Origin of the sequence: Micromonospora sp. NBC_01699 (assembly GCF_036250065.1) — a bacterium.
In the GTDB taxonomy this organism is placed as follows: Bacteria; Actinomycetota; Actinomycetes; order Mycobacteriales; family Micromonosporaceae; genus Micromonospora_G.
The window spans coordinates 6,515,834-6,541,580 of record NZ_CP109199.1; the positions used below are offsets into that span (position 1 = coordinate 6,515,834).

Annotated in this window: 22 protein-coding genes; 5 read left to right on the forward strand and 17 right to left on the reverse strand. The window is 71.0% G+C overall.

What is annotated here, in order from left to right:
• Window positions 1-123 precede the first annotated feature (123 nt).
• Together OG792_RS26560 and OG792_RS26565 are read right to left on the reverse strand one after the other, a co-directional pair.
• Window positions 124-2,583, reverse strand: coding sequence for a ComEC/Rec2 family competence protein (locus OG792_RS26560; RefSeq protein WP_442932309.1), 2,460 nt, complete (start codon window positions 2,581-2,583; stop codon window positions 124-126).
• Window positions 2,580-3,374, reverse strand: coding sequence for a ComEA family DNA-binding protein (locus tag OG792_RS26565; protein WP_329103375.1), 795 nt, complete (start codon window positions 3,372-3,374; stop codon window positions 2,580-2,582). The genes OG792_RS26560 and OG792_RS26565 overlap by 4 nt, the downstream gene beginning before the upstream one ends.
• Before the next feature lie 409 nt (window positions 3,375-3,783).
• Here OG792_RS26565 and OG792_RS26570 point away from each other — a divergent pair, with 409 nt between their 5' ends.
• Window positions 3,784-4,224 carry a DUF2690 domain-containing protein gene (locus tag OG792_RS26570; RefSeq protein WP_329103376.1) on the forward strand — a complete coding sequence of 147 codons (441 nt, stop codon included), beginning with the start codon at window positions 3,784-3,786 and terminating at the stop codon, window positions 4,222-4,224.
• A gap of 123 nt (window positions 4,225-4,347) precedes the next feature.
• Here the strand turns inward: OG792_RS26570 and OG792_RS26575 are convergent, their stop codons facing one another.
• Window positions 4,348-5,118: an NBR1-Ig-like domain-containing protein gene (locus OG792_RS26575; RefSeq protein ID WP_329103378.1), complete on the reverse strand. Its 771-nt coding sequence runs from the start codon at window positions 5,116-5,118 to the stop codon at window positions 4,348-4,350.
• Window positions 5,119-5,430: 312 nt separating this feature from the next.
• On the opposite strand from OG792_RS26575, the gene OG792_RS26580 reads away from it, so the two are divergent.
• Window positions 5,431-6,645 (forward strand): DUF1996 domain-containing protein, encoded by a 1,215-nt coding sequence (locus OG792_RS26580; RefSeq protein ID WP_329103380.1) that lies wholly within the window; start codon window positions 5,431-5,433, stop codon window positions 6,643-6,645.
• 175 nt (window positions 6,646-6,820) lie between these two features.
• Here the strand turns inward: OG792_RS26580 and OG792_RS26585 are convergent, their stop codons facing one another.
• Window positions 6,821-7,270, reverse strand: a complete 450-nt coding sequence (locus OG792_RS26585; protein ID WP_329103382.1) for a MarR family transcriptional regulator — start codon at window positions 7,268-7,270, stop codon at window positions 6,821-6,823.
• Between the two features lie 506 nt (window positions 7,271-7,776).
• On the opposite strand from OG792_RS26585, the gene OG792_RS26590 reads away from it, so the two are divergent.
• The gene (locus OG792_RS26590; RefSeq protein ID WP_329103385.1) at window positions 7,777-8,451 is read left to right on the forward strand and encodes a maleylpyruvate isomerase N-terminal domain-containing protein; all 675 of its coding nucleotides are present in this window, start codon (window positions 7,777-7,779) and stop codon (window positions 8,449-8,451) included.
• 16 nt (window positions 8,452-8,467) lie between these two features.
• Here OG792_RS26590 and OG792_RS26595 read toward each other — a convergent pair whose 3' ends face one another.
• The 5 genes from OG792_RS26595 to pepN form a co-directional block, all read right to left on the reverse strand.
• Window positions 8,468-9,334 carry a DegV family protein gene (locus OG792_RS26595; RefSeq protein WP_329103387.1) on the reverse strand — a complete coding sequence of 289 codons (867 nt, stop codon included), beginning with the start codon at window positions 9,332-9,334 and terminating at the stop codon, window positions 8,468-8,470.
• 131 nt (window positions 9,335-9,465) lie between these two features.
• Complete coding sequence (locus OG792_RS26600) at window positions 9,466-10,095, reverse strand: histidine phosphatase family protein (protein ID WP_329103389.1); 630 nt, start codon at window positions 10,093-10,095, stop codon at window positions 9,466-9,468.
• Window positions 10,092-10,490: a ribosome silencing factor gene (gene rsfS / locus OG792_RS26605; RefSeq protein WP_326556245.1), complete on the reverse strand. Its 399-nt coding sequence runs from the start codon at window positions 10,488-10,490 to the stop codon at window positions 10,092-10,094. Before rsfS ends, OG792_RS26600 begins: the two co-directional genes overlap by 4 nt.
• Window positions 10,491-10,594: 104 nt before the next feature.
• A complete protein-coding gene (nadD, locus tag OG792_RS26610; RefSeq protein ID WP_329103393.1) occupies window positions 10,595-11,188 on the reverse strand; it encodes a nicotinate-nucleotide adenylyltransferase in 594 nt (197 codons plus the stop codon).
• 93 nt (window positions 11,189-11,281) lie between these two features.
• Window positions 11,282-13,813: an aminopeptidase N gene (pepN, locus tag OG792_RS26615; protein ID WP_329103395.1), complete on the reverse strand. Its 2,532-nt coding sequence runs from the start codon at window positions 13,811-13,813 to the stop codon at window positions 11,282-11,284.
• A 69-nt stretch (window positions 13,814-13,882) separates the two neighbouring features.
• Between pepN and OG792_RS26620 the strand changes: the two genes are divergently transcribed.
• Window positions 13,883-14,101 carry a DUF397 domain-containing protein gene (locus OG792_RS26620; protein ID WP_326556242.1) on the forward strand — a complete coding sequence of 73 codons (219 nt, stop codon included), beginning with the start codon at window positions 13,883-13,885 and terminating at the stop codon, window positions 14,099-14,101.
• Between the two features lie 143 nt (window positions 14,102-14,244).
• Here OG792_RS26620 and OG792_RS26625 read toward each other — a convergent pair whose 3' ends face one another.
• Both OG792_RS26625 and OG792_RS26630 read right to left on the reverse strand, forming a co-directional pair.
• Window positions 14,245-15,123 (reverse strand): NAD(P)-dependent oxidoreductase, encoded by an 879-nt coding sequence (locus tag OG792_RS26625; RefSeq protein WP_329103397.1) that lies wholly within the window; start codon window positions 15,121-15,123, stop codon window positions 14,245-14,247.
• A gap of 144 nt (window positions 15,124-15,267) precedes the next feature.
• Window positions 15,268-17,511, reverse strand: a complete 2,244-nt coding sequence (locus OG792_RS26630) for an FUSC family protein (RefSeq protein ID WP_329103398.1) — start codon at window positions 17,509-17,511, stop codon at window positions 15,268-15,270.
• 304 nt (window positions 17,512-17,815) lie between these two features.
• Here OG792_RS26630 and trpS point away from each other — a divergent pair, with 304 nt between their 5' ends.
• On the forward strand, window positions 17,816-18,829 hold the full coding sequence (trpS, locus tag OG792_RS26635; protein ID WP_329103400.1) for a tryptophan--tRNA ligase: 1,014 nt from the start codon (window positions 17,816-17,818) through the stop codon (window positions 18,827-18,829).
• 49 nt (window positions 18,830-18,878) lie between these two features.
• On the opposite strand, the gene OG792_RS26640 is transcribed toward trpS, so the two are convergent.
• The 6 genes from OG792_RS26640 to OG792_RS26665 form a co-directional block, all read right to left on the reverse strand.
• Window positions 18,879-19,334 carry a GNAT family N-acetyltransferase gene (locus OG792_RS26640; RefSeq protein WP_329103402.1) on the reverse strand — a complete coding sequence of 152 codons (456 nt, stop codon included), beginning with the start codon at window positions 19,332-19,334 and terminating at the stop codon, window positions 18,879-18,881.
• Between the two features lie 70 nt (window positions 19,335-19,404).
• Window positions 19,405-20,904, reverse strand: coding sequence for a GTPase ObgE (gene obgE / locus OG792_RS26645; RefSeq protein WP_329103404.1), 1,500 nt, complete (start codon window positions 20,902-20,904; stop codon window positions 19,405-19,407).
• A 114-nt stretch (window positions 20,905-21,018) separates the two neighbouring features.
• The gene (rpmA, locus tag OG792_RS26650) at window positions 21,019-21,276 is read right to left on the reverse strand and encodes a 50S ribosomal protein L27 (RefSeq protein WP_329103407.1); all 258 of its coding nucleotides are present in this window, start codon (window positions 21,274-21,276) and stop codon (window positions 21,019-21,021) included.
• A 45-nt stretch (window positions 21,277-21,321) separates the two neighbouring features.
• The gene (rplU, locus tag OG792_RS26655) at window positions 21,322-21,636 is read right to left on the reverse strand and encodes a 50S ribosomal protein L21 (protein ID WP_326556235.1); all 315 of its coding nucleotides are present in this window, start codon (window positions 21,634-21,636) and stop codon (window positions 21,322-21,324) included.
• A 163-nt stretch (window positions 21,637-21,799) separates the two neighbouring features.
• A complete protein-coding gene (locus OG792_RS26660; RefSeq protein WP_329103412.1) occupies window positions 21,800-22,387 on the reverse strand; it encodes a hypothetical protein in 588 nt (195 codons plus the stop codon).
• Window positions 22,388-22,562: 175 nt separating this feature from the next.
• Entirely contained in the window at window positions 22,563-25,643 is a 3,081-nt protein-coding gene (locus OG792_RS26665) for an Rne/Rng family ribonuclease (protein ID WP_329103415.1), read from the reverse strand.
• Window positions 25,644-25,747 lie beyond the last annotated feature (104 nt).

Genomic DNA, 25,747 nt, shown 5'->3' on the forward strand with positions numbered 1-25,747 from the left:
CGCCAGGTGCGCAGGTCGGGCCTGGTCACCCCGGTACCCGTAGCCGAGCCCGCACTTAGCGCAAATCCAGACATTTATCTTAATCCTGACGTACTGCTCTTGACCTGTGGGCTCCGGCTGTCATCAGTCCGGCCGTTCCTCGCCGGGTCCGAGTCCCCGTAGGACGACCGCGAGCGCACCGTCGCGCCGGATCACGGCCAGGTCGCCGTCGGTGTCCGTACGCAACACCCGCGCGCCGTTGCGGGTCAGCCTCGCCAGCACGGCCGGGTTCGGGTGGCCGTAGTCGTTGCCCACCCCGACCGGCACCAGCGCCACCGCCGGGTCGACCGCGTCGAGGAAACCGACCTCCTGGTACGCCGATCCGTGGTGGGCCACCTTCAACAGCTCCGCCCGCAGGTCGGTGGCGGGCAGGTGGTCGAGCAGGGCCCGCTGTTCCTCCTCTTCGGCGTCCCCGGCGAGCAGCACCCGGACACCGCCGACCCTGGCCTTGAGCACCAGCGAGTTGTTGTTCGGGTCCGATCTGGTGCCGCGCATCGGGTACGGCGGGCCGAGCAGGGTCAGTTCCACCGGGCCGGCGACGTACCGCCAGCCGGGGCCGATGCCGCCGACCGGGATTCCGGCCGCCGCTGCGGCCCGCTCGACCGAGGAGCGGCCGGCGGTCGGCTCCGGCCACTGCGGAGTCACCACCGCCCCGACCCGCCTGCCCCGCAGCACCCCGGCCAGTCCGCCGATATGGTCGGCGTGGAAGTGGCTGACCACGAGCAGCGGCACCGCCCGTACGCCGAGCCGGCGCAGGCACCGGTCGGCCGCCGCCGGATCGGGTCCGGCGTCGACCACCACGGCCCGCCCGGCCCCGATCGGCAGCACGGCGGTGTCGCCCTGCCCGACCGCGCAGAGCGCGAAGACCCAGCCGTCCGGTGGCCAATTGGCGGCGACCAGGCGTACCGGCAGCGCGCCGATCACCGCCGCGACCGCGACCACCGCGACCAGCCGGCGGACCAGCGGATGCCGGGCGGCGACCAGCAGCGCCACGGTGAGCGCACCGAGCAGCAGTCCACCGGCGACACCGTCCAACCAGGGCAGCGTGCCGGCCGGCACCCGGGCGCCGTAGCGCGCCACCAGCACCAGCCACCAAGCCGGCCAACCACCGAGCCAGGCCGCGAACTCGGCTCCCGCCGGCCAGACCGGCGACACCGTGGCGGCGGCCACCCCGAGTACGGTGGCCGGCGCGATCGCCGGCACGGCCAGCAGATTCGCCGGGACGGCCACCAGGCTGATCGTCCCGGAGAGCCCGGCCACCACCGGGGCGCAGGTCAGTTGCGCCGCCGCGGGGATAGCCAACGCCTCGGCCAGCCCCGCCGGCACTCCCCGGCGCCGCAACCGGTCCCGCCACTTCGGCGCGACCAGCAGCAACCCACCGGTCGCGAGTACGGACAGCGCGAACCCGGCGTCGCCGGCCAGTTCCGGATCGACCACCACCAGGACGGTGATCGCCGCTCCCAGCGCCGGCAGGGCGGCGCGCGGTCGACCGAGGGCCAGCGCCAGCAGCCCGATCGCGCCCATCGTGCCGGCCCGGACCACGCTCGGCGACGGCCGGGCCAGGATCACGAAGCCGACCAGGGCGATGCCGCAGATCACGGCGGTCAGCCACGGGCCGGCGCGAGCCCAGCGGGCACAGAGCAGCACCAGTCCAACGACAATTGCCACATTCGCCCCGGAAACAGCATTGAGGTGGGTCATGCCGGTGGTCAGGAAGTCGTCTTCGACCGCTGGCAACAGTCGACTGGTGTCACCGACCACCAGCCCCGGCAGCAGCCCGCCCGGCTCGTCGGCCAGCGGCAGGCAGGCCCGCTGCAATCCGGCCCGCAGCGCCCCGGCCGCCCGCTGGGTCCACGAGGGCGCCCCGACCAGCACCGGCGCACTGTTGACCGACAGTACGGCCGCCGTCAGGTCACCACCGCGTGCCCGAGCCAGCCGACCATCGGTGGTCAGCCGCTGCCCCGGCAGCAGGTTTCGCCACTGTGGATCGGTGGCCAGCACCAGGATCCGGGCCGGAAGCTCGATCCGCCGCCGGTCCGGCCCGCGCAGCCAGGCCAGTTCCGCCGAGAGCAGCAACATCGCCGGCCGCCCCGCCGCCCCGGCCACCGCGCGCGGATCGTCGCGCACGACCAGCTCGACGGTCACCGGTGCCCGCGTACGCGCCAGCTCGGCCAGCGGCGCCGCGTCCCGTACGCCCAGCCGGGCGGCCGTTGCCGCACTGCCACAAACCACCCCGATCAGTACGGCGACCGCTACCCAGCCGTACCGGTTGCCGAACGGGCCGCTCCGCCGGGTCAGCCAGGCGACGAGGGTCAGCGCACCGGCACCGGCCAGTACGGCGATCAGCACTCCGGAGCGCGCCGACAGGTAGAGCGTCGCGAGGGCGGAGAGCCAGGTCGCCAGCGCCACTGCGGCGAGCCGCAGGTCCGGCGGTGTCGGCCGGACGTCGGGCTCGACCCGTCCAGCCCGGCTCGCCACTGCTGTGGTCGTACCGTGAGCCGTGCTCCTAGCGTGCGCCTTGCTCGTAGCGTGCGCCTTGGTCATACCGTGACCAGTTCCTTGAGCTGCTCGTAGCGGGCGTCGCCGATGCCGCTGACCTGCCGCAGGTCGCCCACGGATCGGAAGCCGCCGCGCTGGTCGCGATGGTCGAGGATGCGCTGGGCGAGCACCGGCCCGACACCGGGCAGCGTGTCGAGCTGAGCCAGGGTGGCGGTGTTCAGGTTGACCTTGCCGCCGCCGGCCACAGCCGGGTCGCCGGGCTGTCCCGGACCGGCGGGTGCGGCGGCGACTCCGGGCGGGGCGGTCACCCCGACCAGGATCAACTCGCCGTCGGTGACCTTGCGGGCGAGGTTGAGTAGGGCGACGTCGACTCCGGGCAGGGCACCTCCGGCGGCGGTCAGCGCGTCGGCGACCCGGGCTCCGGCGGGCAGCCGAACGAGGCCGGGGCGGCGTACCTTGCCGGCGACCGCCACGACCACCTCCGGCCCGGCGCTCGCACTCGGGCCCGGACCGGGTCCGGCGCTCGCGGATGTTGGCTCGTCGGCGCCCGCCGTCGCTGCCACGTCGACCGGTTCGGCCTGCGGGCGGGCACGCCAGGCCCAGCCGGCGGCACCGAGCACCACCAGCGCGGCCACCACCGCGAGCGCCTTGACCCCACGCCGACCGGGATCGAAGGCACCCGGCCCACCCAGCCTGCCCGGTGGCGGATCCGCCGCCGGGTTGTCACCCGGCGCGGCTACACCAACCTCCACCGGTACGGCCGGACGAGCCGCCGCACCACCCAGCAGCCGGGCCAGCCGCTCCCGCACCCTCGTCTCGTCGTCGTCATCGGACACCAGCCGGACGCTAGGCGGAATCCGCCCGTCACACCGCCGCTCGAAGCTCTCCTGTGGACAACTCTCCCGCCTGTGGAAAACGCCCTGATCATGCCCAAATCTGCTAGGCCCCACAATCAAGAAATTCGAAGCCCATGATCCCGAAGAGTTCGGCCGGCGATGGCGAGCCAGACTCTCCCGGATCATCGGGGCCCCGCATCAGGTCGGGTTGTCGATTCTTTTCTCCGGTAGAGGCACGTCATAGCGAGAAGTGGACGCGGCAAGACCCCTTACCGCCAGAAACTCATCTCATGATCGCATGTCCAGCTATCGCCGGACGAGGGCCCGTACCGCATGATTGTCACTAGTTTCGACAACCAGCCAAAGATTATGGGATCGGAGAACGCGAATGAGACGTACAATCGCTAGGGTGATCGCGATTCTTGCGCTCGGCGTCGTATCGACCCTGCCCAACCCCCAGGCGGCGATGGCAGGGAGCCAGCATCATGGCACCGACCCGGCGGTGACCGGCTGCAACCAGAATGCCTTCCTGGTGGCGACCCGCGATATCGAGACCGAGTATGGCCAGATCGTGTCCTACGTAGACGTGTACTACTCTTCGAGTTGCGCGACCAACTGGATTCGAGTGCGCAGCAATCCCGCCGGTGGCGCCACCGTCAAGAACCTTTGGGCTGACGGACAGCCCGGCATTCCCGCGGAGACAGACTACGGCACCGGCTCCAGCTACAGCATGCAGGTCTATGCACCGGGCAGCACCTGCATCCACTTCCAGGTACACCTCAAGTACTCCAACGGCAGTCACTATGCCGAGACATACAACGCCGGCTCGAATTACGAGACCGTCTGCTGAGCAGTTCTCGGAGTACCGATCGGATGTTAACTCGAATAAGGCCCACTGGTGCAGCTCGGCGCGATGAGCGCCGCGAGCTGCACCAGTAGAGGCCGTAGCATTCGGCCCGTTACCAACGGTTGGTCAACCCTGCCGCTCACCCGAGACGAACGGGATACGCGTATCGGGCATAGGAACTCCTTCAACTGTCCGAAACAGACAGTTGACCCCCAGTGGGTACTGCGGGAAATACGGTGATCCGTCGGGGTCCACGAACTTCCAGTAGGTGATGAAGGCACCCGGCATCGGAGGCCCCACCAGCTCGACTCCGACGTCCACGATATCGCCCGGATAGGTATCGGGAACCAACACGGCGCGTGGCGCGGTAGGCATCGCGAAATGACTTATTGCACCGATATGGGCAAGTCTACGGCCAACCCAGGGCACCGTGCCGGAATTACGGAAGCGCCAGATCTTGGTGAAACGTGCCCCCAACGGGACGGCAAGGCCATCGGGCACGGTTACGTCACAGACGAATTCCGATGCATCGCCTTCCAACGGATATCCATCATCCCCTCGGCTCGGCCGGTAACGAGGTGGCGATACCGCCTTCGCATTCTCGTAGACAATAACCAGCGTGCCAGCACCATAATCAAACAGGGCATCATAGAGTTCGACGAGCTCCCGCGAGGGCACCTGACCACTCTCGGCCGCATAAATTGCGCTACGTTTCCAAGGACGCAGAATGACGCCCTGGTCACGGACCCGAGCCAGCTCACTGGTCGGCAAGGCACGATCTAGTTCGGTGACCAGACGCTGGACCGGCCACAACATCTGTCCGGAACCGTCGCGATGTTTGATTCGGGCCGTGCGCATCATCGCCCCGAGGTTGTGCCACTGGGCTCGCTCCGTCACGGCGCAAGTATCCCGCGACAAGGAGATTCCGCCACCTGGAGTGCGCCAGCTTGTCGCCCTGCTCGTGATCCGCTTCACGGTGCAGGGTCGACGGTAGACGGACTGGTCCGCCCGTCGGACCACGGGCGCGGACCGTCGTGGTCAGCGGACATTACAGTTTCGGCGACGACAACCAACCGCGATACACATACTCGTAGCTCCTGCTTTAAGGGAGGTTTAAGAAACTATCGGGTACGGGCGGGAAGCGCCTAACATACGGCGGCCGTGGCCGTTCGGTCAGCTTGTCGTGTCTTGCCTGTTGGGGAGTAACCCTTGTCGTACGCCTCGTTCCGCGAACCCGACGCAAGCCCACCGCCGGCGCGCCCCGGCCTGCCGGGGCGACTCGCCCGGAACAGGCTGAGCATGGCCGCCGGTGTGGCCGTCGTCGTGATCGCCGTCGCGGCCACGGCCCTGTACCGGGCCAACGCCCCCGCCGAGCCCCAGCCGTCGAACGCGGCCAACGCCCTCCCGTACGCCTCGGCGCCGGCCGCGCAGGCGGAGGCGCTCGGCGCGGTGCCGTCCGCCTCCGTCACGCCGTCCGCCGCCGGGACACCTTCGGGCTCCGCGAAGCCGCCCGCCGCCAGCACGCAGAAGATCCCCGCCACCGGCTGGATCCCGGTCGACAAGGCGGCCTGGAAGGCGCAGGTCGACGCGTACAACGGGTTGAAGATCGACGCCGTCCCGGCCGGTGTGGGCAACCTCCCGGAGTTCCGGGCCGACTGCCAGTACAGCCACTCGCTGCCGGACGACCCGATTGTCGCCCCCGGCCTGCCGGGCGCCTCGCACATGCACTCGTTCGTCGGCAACAAGGCCGTCGACGCGGGCACCGTGGCCGAGGACCTGATGAAGTTCACGGCCACCTCCTGCAAGCCGGTCCAGGACCACTCCGCGTACTGGGTGCCGACGCTCTACGACAACGCGACCGGCAAGCCGGTCGAGACCACGGGCTTCCGGGTCTACTACCGCGCGCTGACGAAGAACTCGACCGGCCTGCTGCCGGTGCCCAACGGTCTGCGCATGATCAGCGGCGACGCCAAGAAGAAGAAACCGACGCCGCGCGGGGCGACCGGCCAGTTCTACTGCGCCTTCTACGGCCCCGGCGACCTCGACGGCATTGCCCGCAGCACCAACGGCAACTGGCCCATCTGCGGCGGGGACGCCACCCTGCACTTCATGATGCAGTTTCCGGGCTGCTGGGACGGTAAGCACCTGGACAGCCCCAACCACAAGGACCACATGGCGTACGGCGTCGGCGACGGCTGCCCGTCCAGCCACCCGGTGAAGATCCCGGCGATCACCTTCGACATCCAGTACGGGGCGAAGGGCACCCCGCAGGGCTACTACCTCTCCTCCGACAAGGAGGGCAAGAGCGCCTCCTCGATGCACGGTGACGCCTTTGTGATGTGGGACGTGAACACCATGAACAAGCGCACCAAGAACTGCGTTTTCCAGCGCAGGACCTGCGACAACTACGGATACCAGAAGTAGCGGCGCCGGCGCGGAGAGGAGGGGCACACCCGGTTGGGTGTGCCCCTCCGTCGCATGTCGGCCAACACACCCCCGTCCCGGCCGAGCTGACTCCCCCGCAGTCGCCGATTTGGTACGTTGACCGACCTGCCACGGGATCGGGTGCTGGATCCCGGGGCGCTTACCGGTTCCCCGCTCAGGGAAGGTCGCTGTTGCCGCCCAGGTTCGCGACCATGCGCCGCAGTACGTTGAGCGCGGCGACGTACTCCGCCGTTGTTATGCCCTCGTGCGTCTGTTCGTGGACGCCCAGGTTGCGAGCCCGAGCCCGAAGTCGGCCGCCCTCGCCCGACTCGGTCAGCGTCAGCAGCCCGGCGTCCTCCGTCATCCACCCTCGGGCGATCAGGTCGTCGAAGACCCCGCCGAAGTCGATCCCGAGGTCGTCGAACGGAAGCAACCGTTCGGCGAGCGCTGTCCGGGTCCACGTGCCGGGAGCGCCGGCGACATGGTTCAGGGTCCACCAGTGCGGCTGGGTGAGGTCCTCCACGGCCAACTCCGCCCGGATCCGGCCGACCACCCTGCGGTATGCCTCGCCACTCCAGTAACCAATGGGCTGGGCGGCAAGCTCCTCCTGCGAATACTCCCTCACGACCACCTCTGCTGCTCCTTCCCGACCGCCCACCGAACACCTACCGAACCGGGCGCCTACGAACCGGGCCGCCGACCAAACTGGACGGACCCCAGAACGGTAGAACCTCAATTGGACTTGAGGTCAAGGCGTGCCGCGCGAGCGGCGGCGCGGGCGGGCGGGCGGGCGACGATGTCGGGCGGTTCAGGCGGCGCGCAGCGCCCGTTGGACGAGTGCTGCGACGAGGGCCACCAGCGCGGCGGCGAGAACGTCGACGGCGATCTTCACAAGGATTGCGCTCATGTCATTCGGCTTTCGGGTCGAACTGAATTGGTCCAGCGAAAGCTAGCCGCGGTCGGCTAACAAGAGGTGTACGAGCGGCAGGAAACAATGACCGACCAGGCGCCCATTGCGTTCGGACAACGAGTACGGATTCCGGCAATCCCGTCCGGCACTGTCGTAGCCGGCGGAAAGGCCTCGACCGACCGAAGGACGGATGGCACAGCCCGATTGGTACGTTGACCGGCATGGCGGAAGATCGGGTGCTGGACGTCTTCCGGGGCGAGGCCGAGCAGCTCGGCCGCGCCCTGACCGGGCTGTCCGAACGGGACTGGGACCGCCCCACCGCCTGCACCCCGTGGCGCGTACGCGACCTGCTGGGGCATGTCCGAGTGGTGATCGCCTGGCTGCCGGAGATGCTGGCGGCCGAACCACCGCCGGGCGCCGAGGTGGACGCGGCGGCGTACTACCGGCCGGACGACCGGTTCGCCCCGGACACCAACGGGACCCGGATCAGGCTCGCCCAGCAGCACGCGGCGGCATACGACAACGGAGAATCGCTGGTCCGGGACTTCATCGCCACCTGGTCACGCGTCGACCGGCTCTGTCGGGCCGAGCCGCCCGACCGGGTCGTCCGCACCCGGCACGGCGATCCGATGCTGTTGACGGAGTTTCTGCGTACCAGGGTGGTCGAGGTCGCGGTGCACGGCCTGGACCTGGCCGCGGCGCTGGACCGCCCACCGTGGCTGACCGGACCCGCCGCCGAACTGGTCGAGGACCTGCTGAGAGGCACCACGGCGAGGCAGGACCTCGGCTGGGACCGGCTGACCTTCCTGCGCAAGGCGACCGGAAGAACCCCGATCACCCCCGCCGAGACCGAGCGGATCAACCGGACCGGCGTCCGCTGGCTGACCCTCGGCTGAGTCGCGGGAGGGGGCATCACGGCCGGCGGTGCACCACCACGCAGGCGAGCCCCGGTCCGGCGTGTGCCCCGACCACCGCACCCGCCTCGGTGATGTGCCGGTCGTGCAGCCGGTCGCCGAGTCGTACGGCCAGCGCCTCGGCCAGGGCTTCCGCGCGCTGCGGCGCGGCCAGGTGGTGTACGGCTACGTCGACCGCCGAGTCACCGGCGGCGGCGACGGCCAGGTCGACCAGTCGGGCCAGTCCCCGGCTCGCGGTGCGCACCTTGTCCCGGACGGCGATCCGGCCGTCGCGGACGTGCAGGATCGGCTTGACCGACAGGGCGGTGCCGAGCAGCGCCTCGGCGGCGTTGATCCGGCCGCCCCGGCGGAGGAATTCGAGGGTGTCGACGTAGAAGAAGCTGAACGTACGCCCGATGGCTTCCCTCGTCGCCTGCGCGACCCGGGCCAGGTCCGCGCCGTCGGCGGCGGCGCTGGTGGCGACGAGTGCGGGGAAGCCGAGACCCATGCCGGTGGACCGGGAGTCGATCACGGTGACCCGGTCGCCGAACTCGGCGGCGGCCAGCGTCGCGGCGTCGACCGTGCCGGAGAGTTCGGCGGACAGGTGCACCGACACGATGCCGCTCGCCCCCAGGTCGAACAGCCGGCGGTACGCCGCCGCGAACTGCTCGGGTGCCGGTCGGGAGGTACTCACCGCGATCCGGCGCCCGGTCATCGCCCGGGACACGTCGGCCGGCGACACCTCGATGCCCTCCAGCCCCTGCACCCCGCCGAGAACCACCGTCAGCGGGACGACGGTGGGCCGGGCACCGGCGCCGGCCGTCGCCCGGTCGGTGGGCGGTTCCGGCAGGTAGGCGGTGGAGTCGGTGGCGACCGCGACGGGCATCCCGGCACGGTAGCCGATCCACCTGGTGACCGCCGTCGTTGATATGGGGTGCCACCAGGACGAATGCCGCAAATCAGCAGCGTTGGGCGCGGAACAAGCACCAAAACGGGCCGGTCGGCCAGCGCGCCGTCTCAGATGGCGGCGGGGATCGGCTCCCGGGCCGCCGGGCCGACGTTGTGCGCGCGCAGTTGCCAGCCGCGTACCTCGTCGTGGCGCAGCTCGGTCCAGTGGCAGTTCTGCAACGAGCCGAGCGCACGCAGGATCGGCGGCCCCCAGCCGAGCAGGTGGCCACAGCCCTGCCTGGCGCCGCCGCCGTGGGTGGCGACCACGGTGGTGCCGCCGGGGTTGGCGTCGGCCGCCGCCTGGAACGCGGTGCCGATCCGCACGGCCAGGTCGTCCAGCGCCTCGACCTGACAGCCGGGATCGGAGTCACCGTTGCGCCAGCGGGCGTGCTCGGTCGGGAACCGGGCGGCCACCTCGGTCATGCTGAGACCCTGCCACTGCCCGTAGTAACGCTCACGCAGCCGGGCGTCGGTGCGTACCGGCAACCCGGTCAGCGCGGCGAGGGCTTCCGCCGTACGGCTGGCCCGTTGCAGGTCACTGGCGACGATGGCGTCCGGCTTCAGCTCGGCCAGCAGGGCTGCCGCGTTGGCGGCCTGTACGAGACCCAGCTCGTTGAGCGGGGTGTCGGTCTGCCCCTGCACGCGGTTGCCCGCGTTCCAGTCCGTGTTGCCGTGCCGCCAGATGATCAGTCGGGTCATTCGCCGTGGCCGGCGTCGGCGTCGACGAGGTCACGATCCACGAACGGGATGATCGGGCAGTCCTTCCACAGCCGGTCGAGAGCGTAGAACTCGCGCTCCTCGGTGTGCTGGACGTGCACCACGATGTCGACGTAGTCGAGCAGCACCCAACGTCCGGCCCGCTCGCCCTCACGCCGGACCGGCTTCGCCTTGTCCGAGAGGGTGAGCAGTTGCTCCTCGATCGCGTCGACGATCGCCTGTACCTGGCGCTCGCTCGGGGCGGAGGCGATCAGGAACACGTCGGTGATGGCCAGCTGGTCGCCTACGTCGATCAGGACGATGTCCTGCGCCTTCTTGTCAGCGGCGGCCTGGGCGGCGGCCAATGCCAGTTCGAGGGCGCGATCGGAAGCTGTCACCGTACTCCTTTGGGGTCGACCATGAGACCTATCTAGCCTCTCACACGTGGCCGAGTTACAGCTTGGCAGTTAGCGAACAACGGGTCGCAAACCACCACAAACTGTTACTGATAGAGCCGGCGTTTGGCAATGTACTGGACCACACCGTCGGGAACGAGGTACCAGACGGGCTCCCCGGCGGCCACCCGGGCCCGGCAGTCGGTGGACGAGATCGCCATCGCCGGCACCTGCACCAGGCTCACCGAGTCGGCCGGCAGGTGCCCGGCGGAGAGTTCGAAACCGGGCCGGGTCACCCCGATGAAGTGGGCCAGTTCGAACATCCGGTCGGCGTCTTTCCAGGACAGGATCTTCTCCAACGCGTCCGCGCCGGTGATGAAGAACAACTGCGCCTTCGGGCCGTACTCCTCGTGCAGGTCGCGCAGGGTGTCGACGGTGTAGGTCGGGCCGTCCCGGTCGATGTCGGCCCGGCTCACCTGGAAGCGCGGATTCGAGGCGGTCGCGATCACCGTCATCAGGTAGCGGTCCTCGGGCGAGGAGACCGGCTCGTCGGCCTTCTGCCACGGGTGGCCGGTGGGCACGAAGACGACCTCGTCGAGCCCGAACCGGTCGGCGACCTCACTGGCCGCGACCAGGTGACCGTGATGGATCGGATCAAAAGTTCCGCCCATGATCCCGATTCGCCGGGTATCTTCCTCCACCTCTTGATCGTATGCCGGGGCGGTGGCCCAACCGCCCCGGCATGACGCAGATCGCACCCGGTCGATGCTCCCCGTACCGGGGTCGGGCGAGCCTCAGAGCAGCCCGGCGGAGCGGGACAGCAGCGCCCGGCGCAGGTCGTCGTCGGCGTCGGTCACCACCCGGCGCAGCCCCGGCGTCAGGTCGTCGCGCTCCAGCAGCGCCGCGGCCAACTCCAGGGTCCGCGGTTGCACGGCGTACTCGGGGAAGGCCAGCTTGGCGACCTGGTCGGCGGTCCAGGCCGTACGTCGCCGCGCCGCCGCCGGCATCTCGGCGAAGTACCGCTCCACGTAGGACTCGGTCAGCGCCTCCTGCTCCGGCTGCCAGAACCCGCCCGCGTTCGCCTCGACCAGCCGGTTCGACAGCGACGTGTCGCTGACGATGATCTGCCAGGCCCGCTCCTTCGCGGCCGGGTCCGGCAGCGCGGCCCGGCAGCGGGCGGCCCGTTCCTCGCCGGCCGCACTCCGGTCGGCGGCCAGTTCGGCGGCGATCTCCGCCTCCCCCGCCACGCCGAGCACGACCAGCCGGCCGACCAGCGCCCAGCGCAGGTCGGTGTCGATCGCGAGCCCGTCCGGCACCCCCGCACCGGCCAGCCAGCCGGTCAGCCGGGCCGCGTCGGCACTCGCCCCGATCAGCCCGCGAGCGGCGGCGAGCTGCACCGAACCACCCGACGCCGCAGTGCCGAGCAGCCGGTCGCAGGCCTGGGTGACGTACCCGAGGGCGGCCAGCCGGCGCTCCGGGTCGAGGTAGCGGTCGATCAGCGTACGGGCGAGTTTCAGCACATCCTCGACCACGATCACCTCGGTCTCGCCGGGCAGCGCGGCGAGGATCAACGCGACCAGGTCGGAGACCGGGCGCTCCCCGTCGGTCACCGCGTCGATGGTCGCGGTCCACAGCACCGCGCGGGCCAGCGAGTCGGTCAGGCCGGGCAGAACCTGCGGTACGGCCGCGGCCGACGCGTCGTCCAGGCGCACCTTGGCGAAGGTCAGGTCCCCGTCGTTGAGCAGCAGCACCGCCGCGGCCGGTCGACCGGTCAGCTCGGTCAGCACCGTCCGTCCCTTGTCGAGCGCCGGGTCGAGATCGACCTCGGTACGCTCCCGCAGCACCGCCACCGGCCGCTCACCGGAGTCGTCGGTGTCGTACCGGCCCACCCCGATCCGGTGCGGACGCAGTACGGGATGCTCCGGCGTGGCCGTCTGCACCACCGCCACCTCGGTGTACGTGCCGTCGTCGGCGACCGTCACCTCGGCCCGCAGGGTGTTCACCTGTGGCCGACGCAACCAGAGTTCGGTCCACTCGGACAGGTCCCGCCCGCTGGCCGTACTCATCGCGGTGAGCAGGTCGGCCAGGGTGGCGTTGCCGTACCGGTGGGCGGCGAAGTGCGCGTTCAGCCCGGCCAGGAAGGTCTCGTCACCGAGCCAGGCGACGAGCTGGCGCAGCACCGAGGCGCCCTTGGCGTACGAGATGCCGTCGAAGTTGAGCAGTCCGGCGGCGGCGTCGGGAACGTCGTCCGGGGCGACCGGGTGGGTGGACGGGCGCTGGTCGGCCGCGTACCCCCAGCCCTTGCGCCGCAGGCCGAAGGTGGTCCAGGCGCCGGTGAACCGGGTCGCCTCCGCGGTCACCCTGGTCCCCAGGTACTCGGCGAACGACTCGTTCAACCACAGGTCGTCCCACCAGCGCATGGTGACCAGGTCACCGAACCACATGTGCGCCATCTCGTGGGCGATGGTGGTGGCCCGCAGTTCCCGCTCGCTGTCGGTGACCGCCGACCGGAAGACGTAGTCGTCCCGGATCGTCACCAGACCGGGGTTCTCCATCGCGCCGGCGTTGAACTCCGGCACGAACGCCTGGTCGTACTTGCCGAACGGGTAGCGGACGTCGAACAGCTCGTGGAACCGGTCCAGGCACTGCTTCGTCACGGTGAAGATCTCGTCGGCGTCCCGGTCCAGGTGTTCGGCCAGCGACCGGCGGCAATAGATGCCGAGCGGGATACCGTCGTGCTCGTCGTACCGGGCGTGGTACGGGCCGGCGATCAGCGAGGTGAAGTAGGTCGCCAGCGCGACGGTCGGCGCGAACTCCCAGCGGCCGCCGGTCGGCGGGTGCAGTGCCGCCCCGTTCGCCGCGACCAGCCAGTTCTCCGGCGCGGTGACGCTCAACGTCACCGGTGCCTTCAGGTCGGGCTGGTCGAAGCTGGCGAAGATCCGGGGTCCGTCGTCGAGGAAGGACATGGCGTAGAGGTACGCCTCGCCGTCGGCCGGGTCGACAAAACGGTGCAGTCCCTCCCCGGTGTTCGAGTACGCCATCTCCGCGTCGACGGTCAGCGTGTTCTCGGCCAGCAGCCCGGTCAACACAAGACGATCGTCGGCGAGCGTCGCCGGATCGATCGTCGTGTCGTTGAGCCGTACGCTGGTCAGTTGGGCCGGCTTGACATCGACGAAGGTGGTGCTGTCGGGGGTGGCCCGGAAGCGGATCGTGGTGACGGACCGGAAACCGGTGTCACCGGCGGTCAGGTCAAGATCAATATGGTACGACTCGACGGTCAGCAACGCGGCGCGCTCGGCCGCCTCGACCCGGGTAAGGCTCGGCATCCGCATATCCTGCAACATGAAGAGTGGAAAGGCTTTCCCATGACGGATCGCGCAGTGGAGGAATCGACGATGGCGCAGCACCCGAAGGGCGACTTCGACCTGTCCCGCGCGGTGTGGCAGCGGGCCGAGGGCGACACGTCCGAGGCGGCGGTGGAGGTCGCGTTCGTGGACGACCTGATCGGCATGCGCAGCTCCGCCGAGCCCGACGGTCCGGTGCTCGTGTTCACCCAGGCCGAGTGGGACGCGTTCGTGGCCGGCGCCCAGGACGGCGAGTTCGACCTGGAGTAGGACGACAACCGCTCCGGGTCATCCGAGCGACCGCGCCGCCGGCCGACCGCTCGGATGACCCGGACGGGCCTGCCCTCGTCCGGGTCCCGGCGTCACGGCCCGCGCGCCCTCATCCGTCGTCCGGCGTCACGGCCCACGCGCCGTCATCCGGGGCCCGGCGTCATGGCTCGCGCGATGACCGTCACGTCGTCGCCACCGAAGCCTCGGTCGACCGCCCGCCGCCACTGCGCGGCGAGGCAGCCCGCGACGGTGAACTCGGCCGGGTCGACCGCGTCGAGCGTGAGGTAGAGATCCTTGAGCGCCAGCGACAGCGGAAATTCCGGCGAGTAATCCCCCCTGGCCATCCGGGGCAGCTTCGCCTCAGCCCACGGCGGGACGATCGGGTTGCCGGCCAGCGCGGTCAGCACGGTCTCCGTACCGATGCCGACAGCGTGCGCCAGCGCCACCGACTCGGCGATCCCCTCGGCGAGGAACGCCAGCAGGATGTTGTTGACCAGCTTCAACCGGGAGCCCTGCCCGGCCGGACCGACCCAGACCGTACGCTGACCGAGCGCGTCGAACAGCGGCGCCACCCGGTCCCTGGCCCCGGTCGGCCCGGACGCGTAGATGGTCAGCCGTCCGGCCGCCGCCGGTCCCCGACTACCCGCCACCGGCGCGTCGAGGAACACCACGTCCGGCCGCTCCCGCTCGACCAGCGCGGCGAGCCGCTCGATGCCGGCCACCCCGATCGTGCTCATCTGCGCCCAGATCGCACCCGGTGGCAACGCGGCGAGCATGCCCTGGTCGACCGCGATCGCGGTGACCGCGTTGACGTCCGTCACCATGGTGACCGCGATCGCCGCCTGCCCGGCCGCCTCGGCCGCACTCCCGGCCACCCGCGCACCGAGATCGGCCAGCGACTCCGTCGCCCGGGGCGTACGGTTCCACACCACCGTCGGCAGACCGGCCCGCAGCGCGGTGGCGGCCATCGGCTGTCCCATGCCGCCGAGGCCCAGGAACGCGACCGTCTGCTGCTGCGTCATGGCACCCCTTCCGCTATCCGCCGGGCTCGCCCCTCCAGGCTGCGACGCGCCCCGGACGCACGGGCGGCCGTACGCCGGATCTGAGCGATCATCGCCCGGTCCCGCCCGGACGGCCGACCCCGGCGGTGGCGGCAGCGGTCGGCGCTAACGCAGCGGTAGTTGTCTTGACGCACCGTCGACCTCGGTCTGGATCCGGTCCAGGTGCGCGGTCAGGCAGATCAGCCACATCTCCAGGTCCACCAGATCCAACGCCTCCGCCCTGGTGCCACCGGCCCCGAGCAGGGTCCGCAGCCGGGCGGGCAGATCGTCGGGCGCCGGCGGCGTCGCCACCTCGTACGCCCGGCCACCCCGACGCAACTGGTCCGCGACGTCCCCGTACGCGCGCCGTACCCGGTGGGCGAAGTCGTCCAGCGGCCCCGCCACCTCGTCGGTCAGCTCCGGGTACGGCGGCGGCCGGTAGTCCCGCCGGGCCTGGCCGCCCCGCACCATCTCGTGCCCGGCGATCAGCACCGCGCTCCAGTCCACCCCCTCGTTGCGGCGGGCCGGTCGCTCCGCCTGGTACTGGATCATCGACGCCTCGGCGAGCACCATCGCCCGCTGCGCCCGCCCCAGCTCCCCCCGGTCCGGCTGACGGCCGGTCAGCACCTCGACCGTCTCCTCGCTCGACGCCGCCGCCGAGTCGAGATAGTGCGACAGTGACCGGCGCAGCTCACCGCCCCCACCGCGGGGCCAGAGCAGCAGACCGGCCAGCACACCGACCACCGCACCGACCACCACGTCCAGGAACCGGGCCTGCACTATCTGTAGGCTCGCCGGTCCGATCTGGGCGAACAGGGTGGTGAGCAGCAGCGTCACGAAGCCCTGCCCCCAGGCCAGCCCGAGCAGCGGGCCGACCGCGAAGGCCAGCACCATCGCCACCGGCAGGACCCCCCGGTAGACCTCCGGCCGGTCGGCGACCAGCAGCAGCCCCGCCCCGGCGGCGGCACCGCACACCGTGCCGATCACCGCCGGGCCCAGCGTGGTCCGGGTGTCGGCGGCGGACGTACGCAACAGGGTGAGCGTGGCCAGCAGCACCCAGAAACCGTGCTGGAGGTTCAGGTAACCGGCCACCACCCGAGCCGCCGACAACGCCAGGGCGATCCGCGCCGCACCCTGGAAGTGCACCGACCTCGGGGTCAGGTGCACCCGCAGCCGCTCCCAGTAGAGCGCGATCACCGGGCGGTGTGCGTACTCGAACGGGCGGTGTGGCTGGCCGGGGAGCCGGGTCAGGTCCCCGACCGGCAACCGGGCCGTGATCCGTGCCGCGGTGGCCAGGATCGGCGCCTGCTCGACCACCCGCAGGACGATCGCGTCCAACCACAGCCGGCTCAGACCCGGCTCCTGTGCCGACTCGCCGCGCGGCCGGGCCCGGATCTCCTCGATCGTCCGGTGCAGCCGCAGCGGCTCTCCCGCGCCGATCGGCTCCCCCTCGCCGACGAAGGTACGGCCGGCGGCCCGGATCTGGTCCGCTCCCCGGCGCAGCAACCGGTCCAGGTCGCTGTCCGGCGTCCCCGGCACCCCCGGCGGCGGCGGCGAACCGGTCGGGGCGGACGCCCCCGGCACCGCCGTGTCGACGGCCAGCCGTTCGGCGAAGTCCAGCGCCTCCCGCAGGGCCACGGCGGCGTCACGCATCGCCCGGTCCCGGCGGCAGGCGCTCGTCGGCCGCTCGGTCGCCGGCAACTCCTCGAACGTCAGCCGGTTGACCGCCTGCCCGGCGAGTGCCTGCCGCCGGGCCGGCTCCGGCCCCGGATCGACCCGGTCGGACAGCACGTCGGCGAGCACGTCGAGGAACGAGGCGACCGCGTGGGCCGCGCTCGCGAGCCGCTGCGGATAACGGACCAGGGTCACCCTGTCCGGCCAGAGCACCAGCTCGGCCAAGACCAGCAGGAGCGTGCTCGCGGTCACCCCGCCGAGCCGCTCACCCAGCGTGTCCGGTGCGTACGGGCCGAAGGAGGACAGGATGTAGAACAGCTGGAGCCCGGCTGCCACCCCGGCCAGCCGGGGCCCACCGACCCCGAGGAAGGTCACCCCGAACCCGACCACCAGCATGCCGGCCACCGCCGCCCAGATGTGCGCGGCCAGCACGGTGCCGAACACCACCAGTACCCAGGCCACCGGGAGCGCGGCGAGCAGCACCCGAGCCCGTTCCCACGGGGTGACCGGCAGGTGGGCCAGCACCCCGACGGCGAAGACGGTGAAGACCGCGTACAGGGCCATCGTGATGCTGCCGACCAGGTAGATGCCGCCGTAGAAGACGAAGACACCGATCAGCGTCAGCCGTACGGCGCGGCGGATGGTCCGGTAGCCCGGGTCCCGCCGGCCCAACCAGGCAACGGCGCGGCCGCTCACGCATCCCTCCGATGCTCACCGACCCCGATCAGCTCCGATGCCCCGATCAGCCCCTCACGATCGGGCAAACGATCACCGAGGCGACGGCGTTACGGCACATCCGCACCCGGCCACCCGGACGAGCCGCCCGGTCCGGTGGGTTAAGCTGATCGGGTGCGGATGACAACAGACGGTTGGCGGGCCCCCTGACGGGCGGCCACGCATCCGCGCACCCCGAGACCCACCACGGCCGCCCCACCCGGGCGGCCGTTGACGTATGCGCACCCGGGACGGGCGGTCGACGTACCTCCGAAGGAGCCCCCCGATGACCGCGACCCCGACGATCACCCGGACCGTACCGAAACGCCGGCTGACCGGCCTCAAACCCACCGGCTCGCTGCACCTGGGCAACCTGCTCGGCGCGATCCGCCCGGTGGTCGACGCCCAGTACCGGGCCGAGACCATCGTCTTCCTCGCCGACCTGCACGCGCTCACCGTCGCCCACGAACCGGCCCGGGTCCGCGAACGGACCCTGGAGCAGGCGACCATGCTGCTGGCCGCCGGTCTCGACCCGGACCGGGCCATCCTGTACGTCCAGTCGCAGTTGCCGGAGCACACCGAGCTGCACTTCCTGCTCGAATGCGCGACCGGCGTCGGCGAGGCCCAGCGGATGATCCAGTTCAAGGAGCAGTCCGCCGCCCAGCAACAGCACGTACGGCTGAGCCTGTTGACGTACCCGGTGCTGATGACGGCCGACATCCTGCTGCACGACGCCGAGGAGGTGCCGGTCGGCGAGGACCAGAGCCAGCACCTCGAACTCGCCCGCGACGTGGCGATCCGGTTCAACACCCGGTACGGCGAGACGTTCACCGTGCCGCGCGCCGTACACCCGCCGGTGGCCACCAGGGTGATGGAGTTGAGCGACCCGACCTCGAAGATGGGCAAGACCACCAGCGCGGACGCCGGCACGATCTTCCTGCTCGACCCGCCCGAGGTGATCCGGCGCAAGGTGACCCGCGCGGTCACCGACTCCGGTCGCGGCGTCGAGTACGCCCCGGACACCCGTCCCGGCCTGGCGAACCTGCTGGAGATCCTGGCCGCCTGTGTGGACGCTCCGCCGACCGCCCTCGCCGACGAGTTCACCTCGTACAGCAAGCTCAAGCGGGCGGTGGCGGAGGCGGTCGAGGCGCTGCTGCGGCCGATCCAACTGCGCCACGCCGAACTGACCCGCGACCCCGGTTACGTCCGGCGGGTGCTGGCCGAGGGGGCCGAACGGGCCCGCGACGGTGCCACCGACACGGTGCACCGGGCCAAGCGCGCCATCGGCCTGCTCACCTGAAGAGCGGTGACCCGGTGTACGGGGGACACAGCGCTCCCCCGTACACCGTTCACGCCGAAACTAAGATCCGTTTCTCGAAACACGCGCTGTACGGGTTGCCGACGTACCGGCCGTAGACCGGGATCTCGGTGTAGCCGGACGAGCGGTAGAGCGCCAGCGCCGAGGGCAGGTAGGTGCCGGTCTCAAGTCGCAACACGGAGTGACCGGCCCAGAAGGCCAGTTCCTCCAGCGCGCCGAGCAGTTGCCGCCCGATGCCCCGCCTGCGGTGGGCCGGGCGGACGTACATCCGCCTGATCTCGGCCGTCGTCTCATCGATGGACTGGATCGCGCCGCAGGCCACCGCACGCCCGCTGAGCACGCCAACCAGGTGCCGTACGTCGTCGCGGGTGGGTACGGAGTCGGCCACCCCACCGACCGGTCGGTTCGCCTCACGCAGTTCCCGCTGTTGCGCGGTCATCAGGGCGGCGAGCTCCGGATCGGAGTATGGACGAGACTCGATTAACATCCACTCAGGGTAATCAAACGCCGTTTCGCCCAGGTTTCTCGAAAGTGGCGCCAACAGAGCGTGAATCCGTCTAGTCGGCGGTGCTGTCCCCGCCACCGACGGTCACCGGCGCCTCGTCGGCGTCGGCGGCAGCCGCCGCGGCCAGCGCCGCCTGCAACTCGTCCTCGGGACGCACCCGACGGGCCTTCCGAGCCGCCAACCGCTGCGACGCCGACGGACGCGACGACTGGGTCTCCAGCCGGATGTCGGTGCCCCGGTTACCGGGTGTGAAGTCGGCACCGGCGTAGAGGGTCGGCTGCCAGTCGAACTCGCGTACGCCGATCCGGACCAGGCTGCCCGGCTCGGCACCCGCCTTGGCGAGCTTCTCCTCGACGCCCAACCGGGCCAGCCGGTCGGCGAGGAAGCCGACCGCCTCGTCGTTGTCGAAGTTAGTCTGCCGTACCCAGCGCTCCGGGCGCGGGCCGTGCACCACGAACGCCCCGTCGGCGTCGGTCTCGATGGTGAAACCGGCGTCGTCCACCGCGACCGGGCGGAGCACGATCCGGGTCGGTTCGAGCACCGGCGTCGCCGCCCGGTGCTGCTCGACCAACTCCGCCATGGCGAAGGTCAGCTCCCGCAGCCCGACCCGGGTCGCCGCCGACACCTCGAAGACCCGCAGGCCCCGCGCCTCGATGTCGGCCCGGGTGATGTCGGCGAGATCCTGCCCGTCCGGTACGTCCACCTTGTTCAGTACGACGATCCGGGGCTTGTCCGCCAGCCCGCCGTACTCGGACAGCTCGGCCTCGATGGCGTCGATGTCGGCGAGCGGGTCCCGGCCCGGCTCCAGGGTCGCGGTGTCCACCACGTGTGCCAGCACCGAGCAACGCTCGATGTGCCGCAGGAACTCCAGTCCGAGCCCCTTGCCGCTGGCCGCGCCCGGAATCAGCCCCGGTACGTCGGCCACGGTGAAGGTGTGGTTCTCCTGCCGGACCACGCCGAGGTTCGGCACCAGGGTGGTGAACGGGTAGTCGGCGATCTTCGGCTTGGCGGCCGAGATGACCGAGATGAGCGACGACTTGCCGGCCGAGGGGAAGCCGACCAGGCCGACGTCGGCGACGCTCTTGAGTTCGAGTACGACGTCCATCTCGTCGCCGGGCTCGCCCAGTTCGGCGAAGCCGGGGGCCTTGCGCCGGGCGTTGGCCAGCGACGCGTTGCCGCGTCCACCGCGCCCGCCGCGGGCGACCTCGAAGACGGTGCCGGCGCCGGTCATGTCGGCCAGGACCTCGCCGGTGGTGCTCAGTACCACCGTGCCGGCGGGAACCTTGAGGACCAGGTCGCCGCCGTTGGCGCCGTCGCGGTTGGAACCGGCGCCGCCCTTGCCGTTGTCGGCCTTGATGTGCGGCCGGAAGTGGAAGTCGAGCAGGGTGTGCACCTGTGGGTCGACGACCAGCGAGACGCTGCCGCCGTGCCCGCCGTTGCCGCCGTCCGGCCCGCCGAACGGCTTGAACTTCTCGCGGTGGATGGAGACGCAGCCGTGCCCGCCGTCGCCGGCCCGCAGATGCAGGACGACCCGGTCAACGAAGGTAATCACGACGCCAATCCTCTCCGCGGAGTCCATCCCCGCGACAACAAGCCTGCCACGCAAACGGCGAAGCGGGCCGGGACACTCAGGTCCACGGCCCGCTCCGCCGATTGGAGAAGCTAACTACTGTGCCGCCGGCACGATGCTGATGACCTTGCGGCCACGCCTGGTGCCGAACTGGACCGCACCCGGGGCCAGCGCGAAGAGCGTGTCGTCGCCGCCGCGCCCGACCAGGTCGCCGGGGTGGAACTTGGTGCCGCGCTGCCGGATCAGGATCGTGCCGGCGCTGACCACCTGGCCACCGAACCGCTTGACACCGAGCCGCTGCGCCTGGGAGTCGCGACCATTGCGCGAGCTGGACGCACCCTTTTTGTGAGCCATCTGAGGACGACCTAACTTTCCGCTGGACTCTTACCCTGCCGCCGACTACTTACCGTTGGAGATGCCGGTCACCTTGACCTGGGTCAGCGGCTGACGGTGCCCCTGACGCTTGTGGTAACCGGTCTTGTTCTTGAACTTGTGGATCCGGATCTTCGGGCCCTTGGTGTGGGCGGCGATCTCGCCGGAAACCGCGACCTTGGCGAGCTTGGCCGCGTCGGTCACCAGGTCGGTACCGTCGACGAGAAGCACCGCGGACAGCGTCACCGCGTCGCCAGGCTCACCGACGAGCTTCTCGACCTCGATCACGTCGCCCTCGGCGACCTTGTACTGCTTGCCGCCGGTCTTGACGATCGCGTACATCGGAGGCGGACTCCCTGTCGTTGAGGCTGCTTGGAATGCTGTTCGCGGAGCCCGCCTCGGCCGCACGAATGCGGGGGCGGGCACGCGAGAGCTTGGCGCCAAAGGTGCGCCGCAGGCTAGCGTACGCCATGGCCGGTCCGACGCCCAAACCGGGCCCCGGTGATCAGGTCCCGCAGAGCTGACCGATGCGCTCGTTCAGCGACTCAAGCTTGATCTCGTCGATCGAGTTCGCCTCGGGCTTCATCGTGGAGACCTGCGTCGCCAGATCGCCAAGCGTGCTCTTCAGCGTGGCGTCGCTGGCCTCGGCGGCGTGCCCGCGCAGCGCGCCGGTCCAGTCGGCCAGGCTCTTCTGCGCCCGACCCTGGGCGGCCGTCGCCGCGGCGTTGTCGCCGTCACTGGTCGCCTGCATCATCGTCACCATCTCGGTGATGAAGGCCGTACCCATGTCGGTGTTGGTCTTCAGCGCCGCCGCGCAGACCTCCTTGGCGTTACCGCCGGCCGGGGGAAGCACCGGCGGTGGATTCGCCGGGGCGCCGGGGCCACCGGTGGCACCGCCCGGCGCGTCGGTCGAACCGGCCGGCGGCATGCCGCTGGCACCGGGCGCACCCGGTACGTCGGAACCGGACGCGGACGGCGCGGCCGTGCCCGACGCCTCCCCACGGGGACGTTCGGCGGCACAACCGGAACCGACCAGCAGGACGGCGGTGAGTACGACGGTCGTGATGACGGCGGCCGGCAGCGGGCGTCGCATCTGTTCTCCTCGCGAGGGGGTGCGGATGGTAAAAGGCCCCTTCCAGTCGCATTTTGGCCTGGAAGGGGCCTTCTCAGCGCTCGGCCCCCTAGTGCATCGCACCGGCGCGTCGGACGCAACCGGTGCGGGGCACATGATCGTTACGGATCGGCGTCCGGGTCGATCGGAGGACAGGTCAGGGACGGGTACGCCGACGCGTACCACCGCGCCGCGACCGCCGCCGGCCACCGACACCGCCCTCGGTCGGCTCGCCGTCCTCGTCGAGCTCGTCGCCCAACGCGTCCGGGTCGTCGGCTCCGGCGAGCCGGGCGGACCCGGTCAACGGGGCGTCGGCGACATCCGGCGCGTCGTTCGTGTCGACCTCGTAACGCGACAGGTCGTACCCCATGGTGTCGATCTCGTCGGAGTCGGCGATCTCGACCGCGACCCGCTCCGGCGCCGCGCTCTTGCGGGCCCGCGTACGCCGGCTGACCGTCGGTGTCTCGGCCGGTGCCGCCGACGCGGCGGGGCCGCTCGGTACGGTGGTTCCGCTCGGTGCGGTCGCCGAGGCAACCGCCTTCACCCGGTCGCCGCCACCGTTCACGCCGGCCGGGGCGCGCTTCTCCGGCACCGGCTCGGTGTGGATGATCACACCACGGCCCTTGCAGCAGTCACAGGTCTCGCTGAACGCCTCCAGCAGCCCGGCACCGATCCGCTTGCGGGTCATCTGCACCAGGCCGAGCGACGTGATCTCGGTGACCTGGTGCTTGGTCCGGTCCCGGCCGAGGCACTCGGTGAGCCGGCGCAGCACCAGCTCACGGTTGGACTCCAGCACCATGTCGATGAAATCGATCACGACGATGCCGCCGAGGTCGCGCAACCGGAGCTGACGGACGATCTCCTCGGCCGCCTCCAGGTTGTTCCGGGTGACGGTCTCCTCCAGGTTGCCGCCGGCACCGGTGTACTTACCGGTGTTGACGTCCACCACGGTCATCGCCTCGGTCCGGTCGATCACCAGGTGACCACCGGAGGGCAGGTAGACCTTGCGGTCCAGGCCCTTGAGGATCTGCTCGTCGATCCGCCGCTCGACGAAGACGTCACCGGTGCCGGTGTGCCGGTGCAGCCGGGCCACCAGGTCGGGCGAGACGTGCGCCAGGTACGACTCGACCTGGCTGTACGCCTCGTCGCCCTGCACGACCAGCTCTTGGAAGTCCTCGTTGAACAGGTCCCGAACCACCCGGATGACCAGATCGGGCTCCTCGTAGAGCGGCGCCGGGGCGCCACCCTCGGCGGCTCGGGCCTGGATGTCGTCCCACTGCGCCTGCAACCGCTTGACGTCGCGGGCGAGCTCGTCCTCGCTGGCCCCCTCGGCGGCGGTCCGGACGATCACGCCCGCGCCGTCCGGGACCAGCTTCTTCAGTACGTCGCGCAACCGCTTGCGCTCGTTGTCCGGCAGCTTGCGGCTGATCCCGGAGGCGTTGCCGTTCGGCACGTAGACCAGGTGCCGACCGGAGAGGGCGATGTGGCTGGTCAGCCTGGCCCCCTTGTGCCCGATCGGATCCTTGGTGACCTGGACCAGCACGGCGTCGCCGGAGCGCAGCGCGTGCTCGATCGAGCGGGCGCGCCCCTCCAGGCCGCTCATGTCCCAGTTGACCTCACCGGCGTAGAGCACGGCGTTGCGGCCCCGCCCGACGTCGACGAACGCCGCCTCCATGCTCGGCAGGACGTTCTGCACCTTGCCCAGGTAGACGTTGCCGGCCATGGTTCCGGAGGTGGCCCGGGTGACGTAGTGCTCGACCAGCACCCCGTCCTCAAGCACCGCGATCTGCGTACGGTCGCCGCGCTGGCGGACCACCATCACCCGGTCGACCGCCTCGCGGCGGGCCAGGAACTCCGACTCGCTCAGGATCGGCGGCCGGGTACGGCGCTGCTCGCGCCCGTCGCGCCGACGCTGCCGCTTGGCCTCCAGCCGGGTCGACCCGGAGACGCCCTGCACCTCGTCGGTGGTCCGACGCGGCTCGCGAATCTTGACAACGGTGTGTACGCCGTCCTCGGCCGCACCGGCCTCGGTGCCGTCCCCGGCGCCCTTGCGCCGGCGGCGACGACGGCGGCGGGTCAGCCCGTCGCCACCGTCGGTGTCGTCTTCCTCGTCCTCTTCCGCCTCGGCTTCGGCCTGTGCCGGTTCCTCGGCGTCCTCGTCCTCAAGTTCGTCGGTCGGGCCCTTGCCCCGACCCCGGCCCCGGCGACCGCGGCGACGACGGCGCCGGGCACCGGCCTCGTCGTCCTCGTCCTCGTCGTCCTCGTCCAGGTCCACCTGGTCCGGCTCGCCCTCGATGGCGGCGTCGGTGACCGGCTCGACCGCGTCGTTGGGCAGCTCGACCGGCTCACCGGTACGGCGACCGCGGCGACGGCGACGGGACGGCTCGATCGGCTCGGCGTCGGCCTCCTCGGCCGCTTCGTCGTCGAGGGGCACCGGAACCGGCTCGATCAGTACGGCCGGCGGCGGGGTGGTCGGCCGGATTGGCGCCATCTCCGGTTCGGGCGCCATGAACAGCACGGTGGGGGCGGACAGCGCGGCGCGACGGCGACGCGTACGCGGCACCTCCTCCTCGGCCGGCTCGGCGAGGTCGGGCCCGCTCGGGGCGGTCGCCGAGGTCGGCGGTACGGCGACACCCGGCGGCACCTGCTCGGTGCTCGCGGACGGGGTCGGCTCCTCCTCGACGGCGGCCGGTGCGGGCGCCGGCGGCGCGGCGGTGACCTCAGGCTCGGCGGGTACGTTCTCCGGCTCGGCCTCGGCCGCCGCCGGTACGGCCTTGCGCCGCCGGGTACGGGTGACCTTGACCGGCGCGGCAGGCTCGGGCTGTTCGGGCTCGGCCACCGGCGCACTGCCGGTGAGCTGGGTGGAGTCTCCGCCGGAGGCGGTCAGTTCGGGATCGGCGACGCCGCTCGTGCCGAGTTCACCGGCCACGGGCGGTTCGTCCCGCTTGTCGGCGGTGGTGGCCTTTCGCCGTCGACGGGTGACCTTCGGCGCCGGCTCGGTGTCGCCCGCGACCGGGGCGAAAACCTCGGCCTGCGGTGCCTCGTCGGAGCCGGTCCGGGAATCGCCCGGAGCCTCGACCGGGGCACCGGCCTGGGCAGGTTCGGCGGTGGCCGACGGCGTCCGCCGCCGGGTCGTGCGGGTACGCCGCACGGGCGTGCTGCTGTCAGTGGTCTCGGCGGGGTCACCGGCCGGCTGGGAGCCGGTCCGTTCGCCGCCCTCGGGCTCGTTGTCGAGCATTGGACGTTCTCCAGTTCTGGCTGCCCCGGGCGCGGGTGAGCGCTGCCACGCAGGGTTGCCGCAAAGGTGTTTCCGGCAGCGCGTCCAGATGCACGGACTACCGA

What these genes read in the sequence shown, in the direction of transcription:
- trpS (WP_329103400.1), top strand. Translation starts at nt 17,816, where the DNA reads ATGACCGCGACCCCGACGATCACCCGGACCGTACCGAAACGCCGGCTG.
- rplU (WP_326556235.1), bottom strand. Translation starts at nt 21,636, where the DNA reads ATGTACGCGATCGTCAAGACCGGCGGCAAGCAGTACAAGGTCGCCGAG.
- OG792_RS26660 (WP_329103412.1), bottom strand. Translation starts at nt 22,387, where the DNA reads ATGCGACGCCCGCTGCCGGCCGCCGTCATCACGACCGTCGTACTCACC.
- OG792_RS26600 (WP_329103389.1), bottom strand. Translation starts at nt 10,095, where the DNA reads ATGACCCGACTGATCATCTGGCGGCACGGCAACACGGACTGGAACGCG.
- OG792_RS26560 (WP_442932309.1), bottom strand. Translation starts at nt 2,583, where the DNA reads ATGACCAAGGCGCACGCTACGAGCAAGGCGCACGCTAGGAGCACGGCT.
- pepN (WP_329103395.1), bottom strand. Translation starts at nt 13,813, where the DNA reads ATGCCGAGCCTTACCCGGGTCGAGGCGGCCGAGCGCGCCGCGTTGCTG.
- rpmA (WP_329103407.1), bottom strand. Translation starts at nt 21,276, where the DNA reads ATGGCTCACAAAAAGGGTGCGTCCAGCTCGCGCAATGGTCGCGACTCC.
- OG792_RS26625 (WP_329103397.1), bottom strand. Translation starts at nt 15,123, where the DNA reads ATGACGCAGCAGCAGACGGTCGCGTTCCTGGGCCTCGGCGGCATGGGA.
- OG792_RS26620 (WP_326556242.1), top strand. Translation starts at nt 13,883, where the DNA reads ATGGCGCAGCACCCGAAGGGCGACTTCGACCTGTCCCGCGCGGTGTGG.
- OG792_RS26665 (WP_329103415.1), bottom strand. Translation starts at nt 25,643, where the DNA reads ATGCTCGACAACGAGCCCGAGGGCGGCGAACGGACCGGCTCCCAGCCG.
- OG792_RS26595 (WP_329103387.1), bottom strand. Translation starts at nt 9,334, where the DNA reads ATGCCCGTCGCGGTCGCCACCGACTCCACCGCCTACCTGCCGGAACCG.
- OG792_RS26640 (WP_329103402.1), bottom strand. Translation starts at nt 19,334, where the DNA reads ATGTTAATCGAGTCTCGTCCATACTCCGATCCGGAGCTCGCCGCCCTG.
- OG792_RS26590 (WP_329103385.1), top strand. Translation starts at nt 7,777, where the DNA reads ATGGCGGAAGATCGGGTGCTGGACGTCTTCCGGGGCGAGGCCGAGCAG.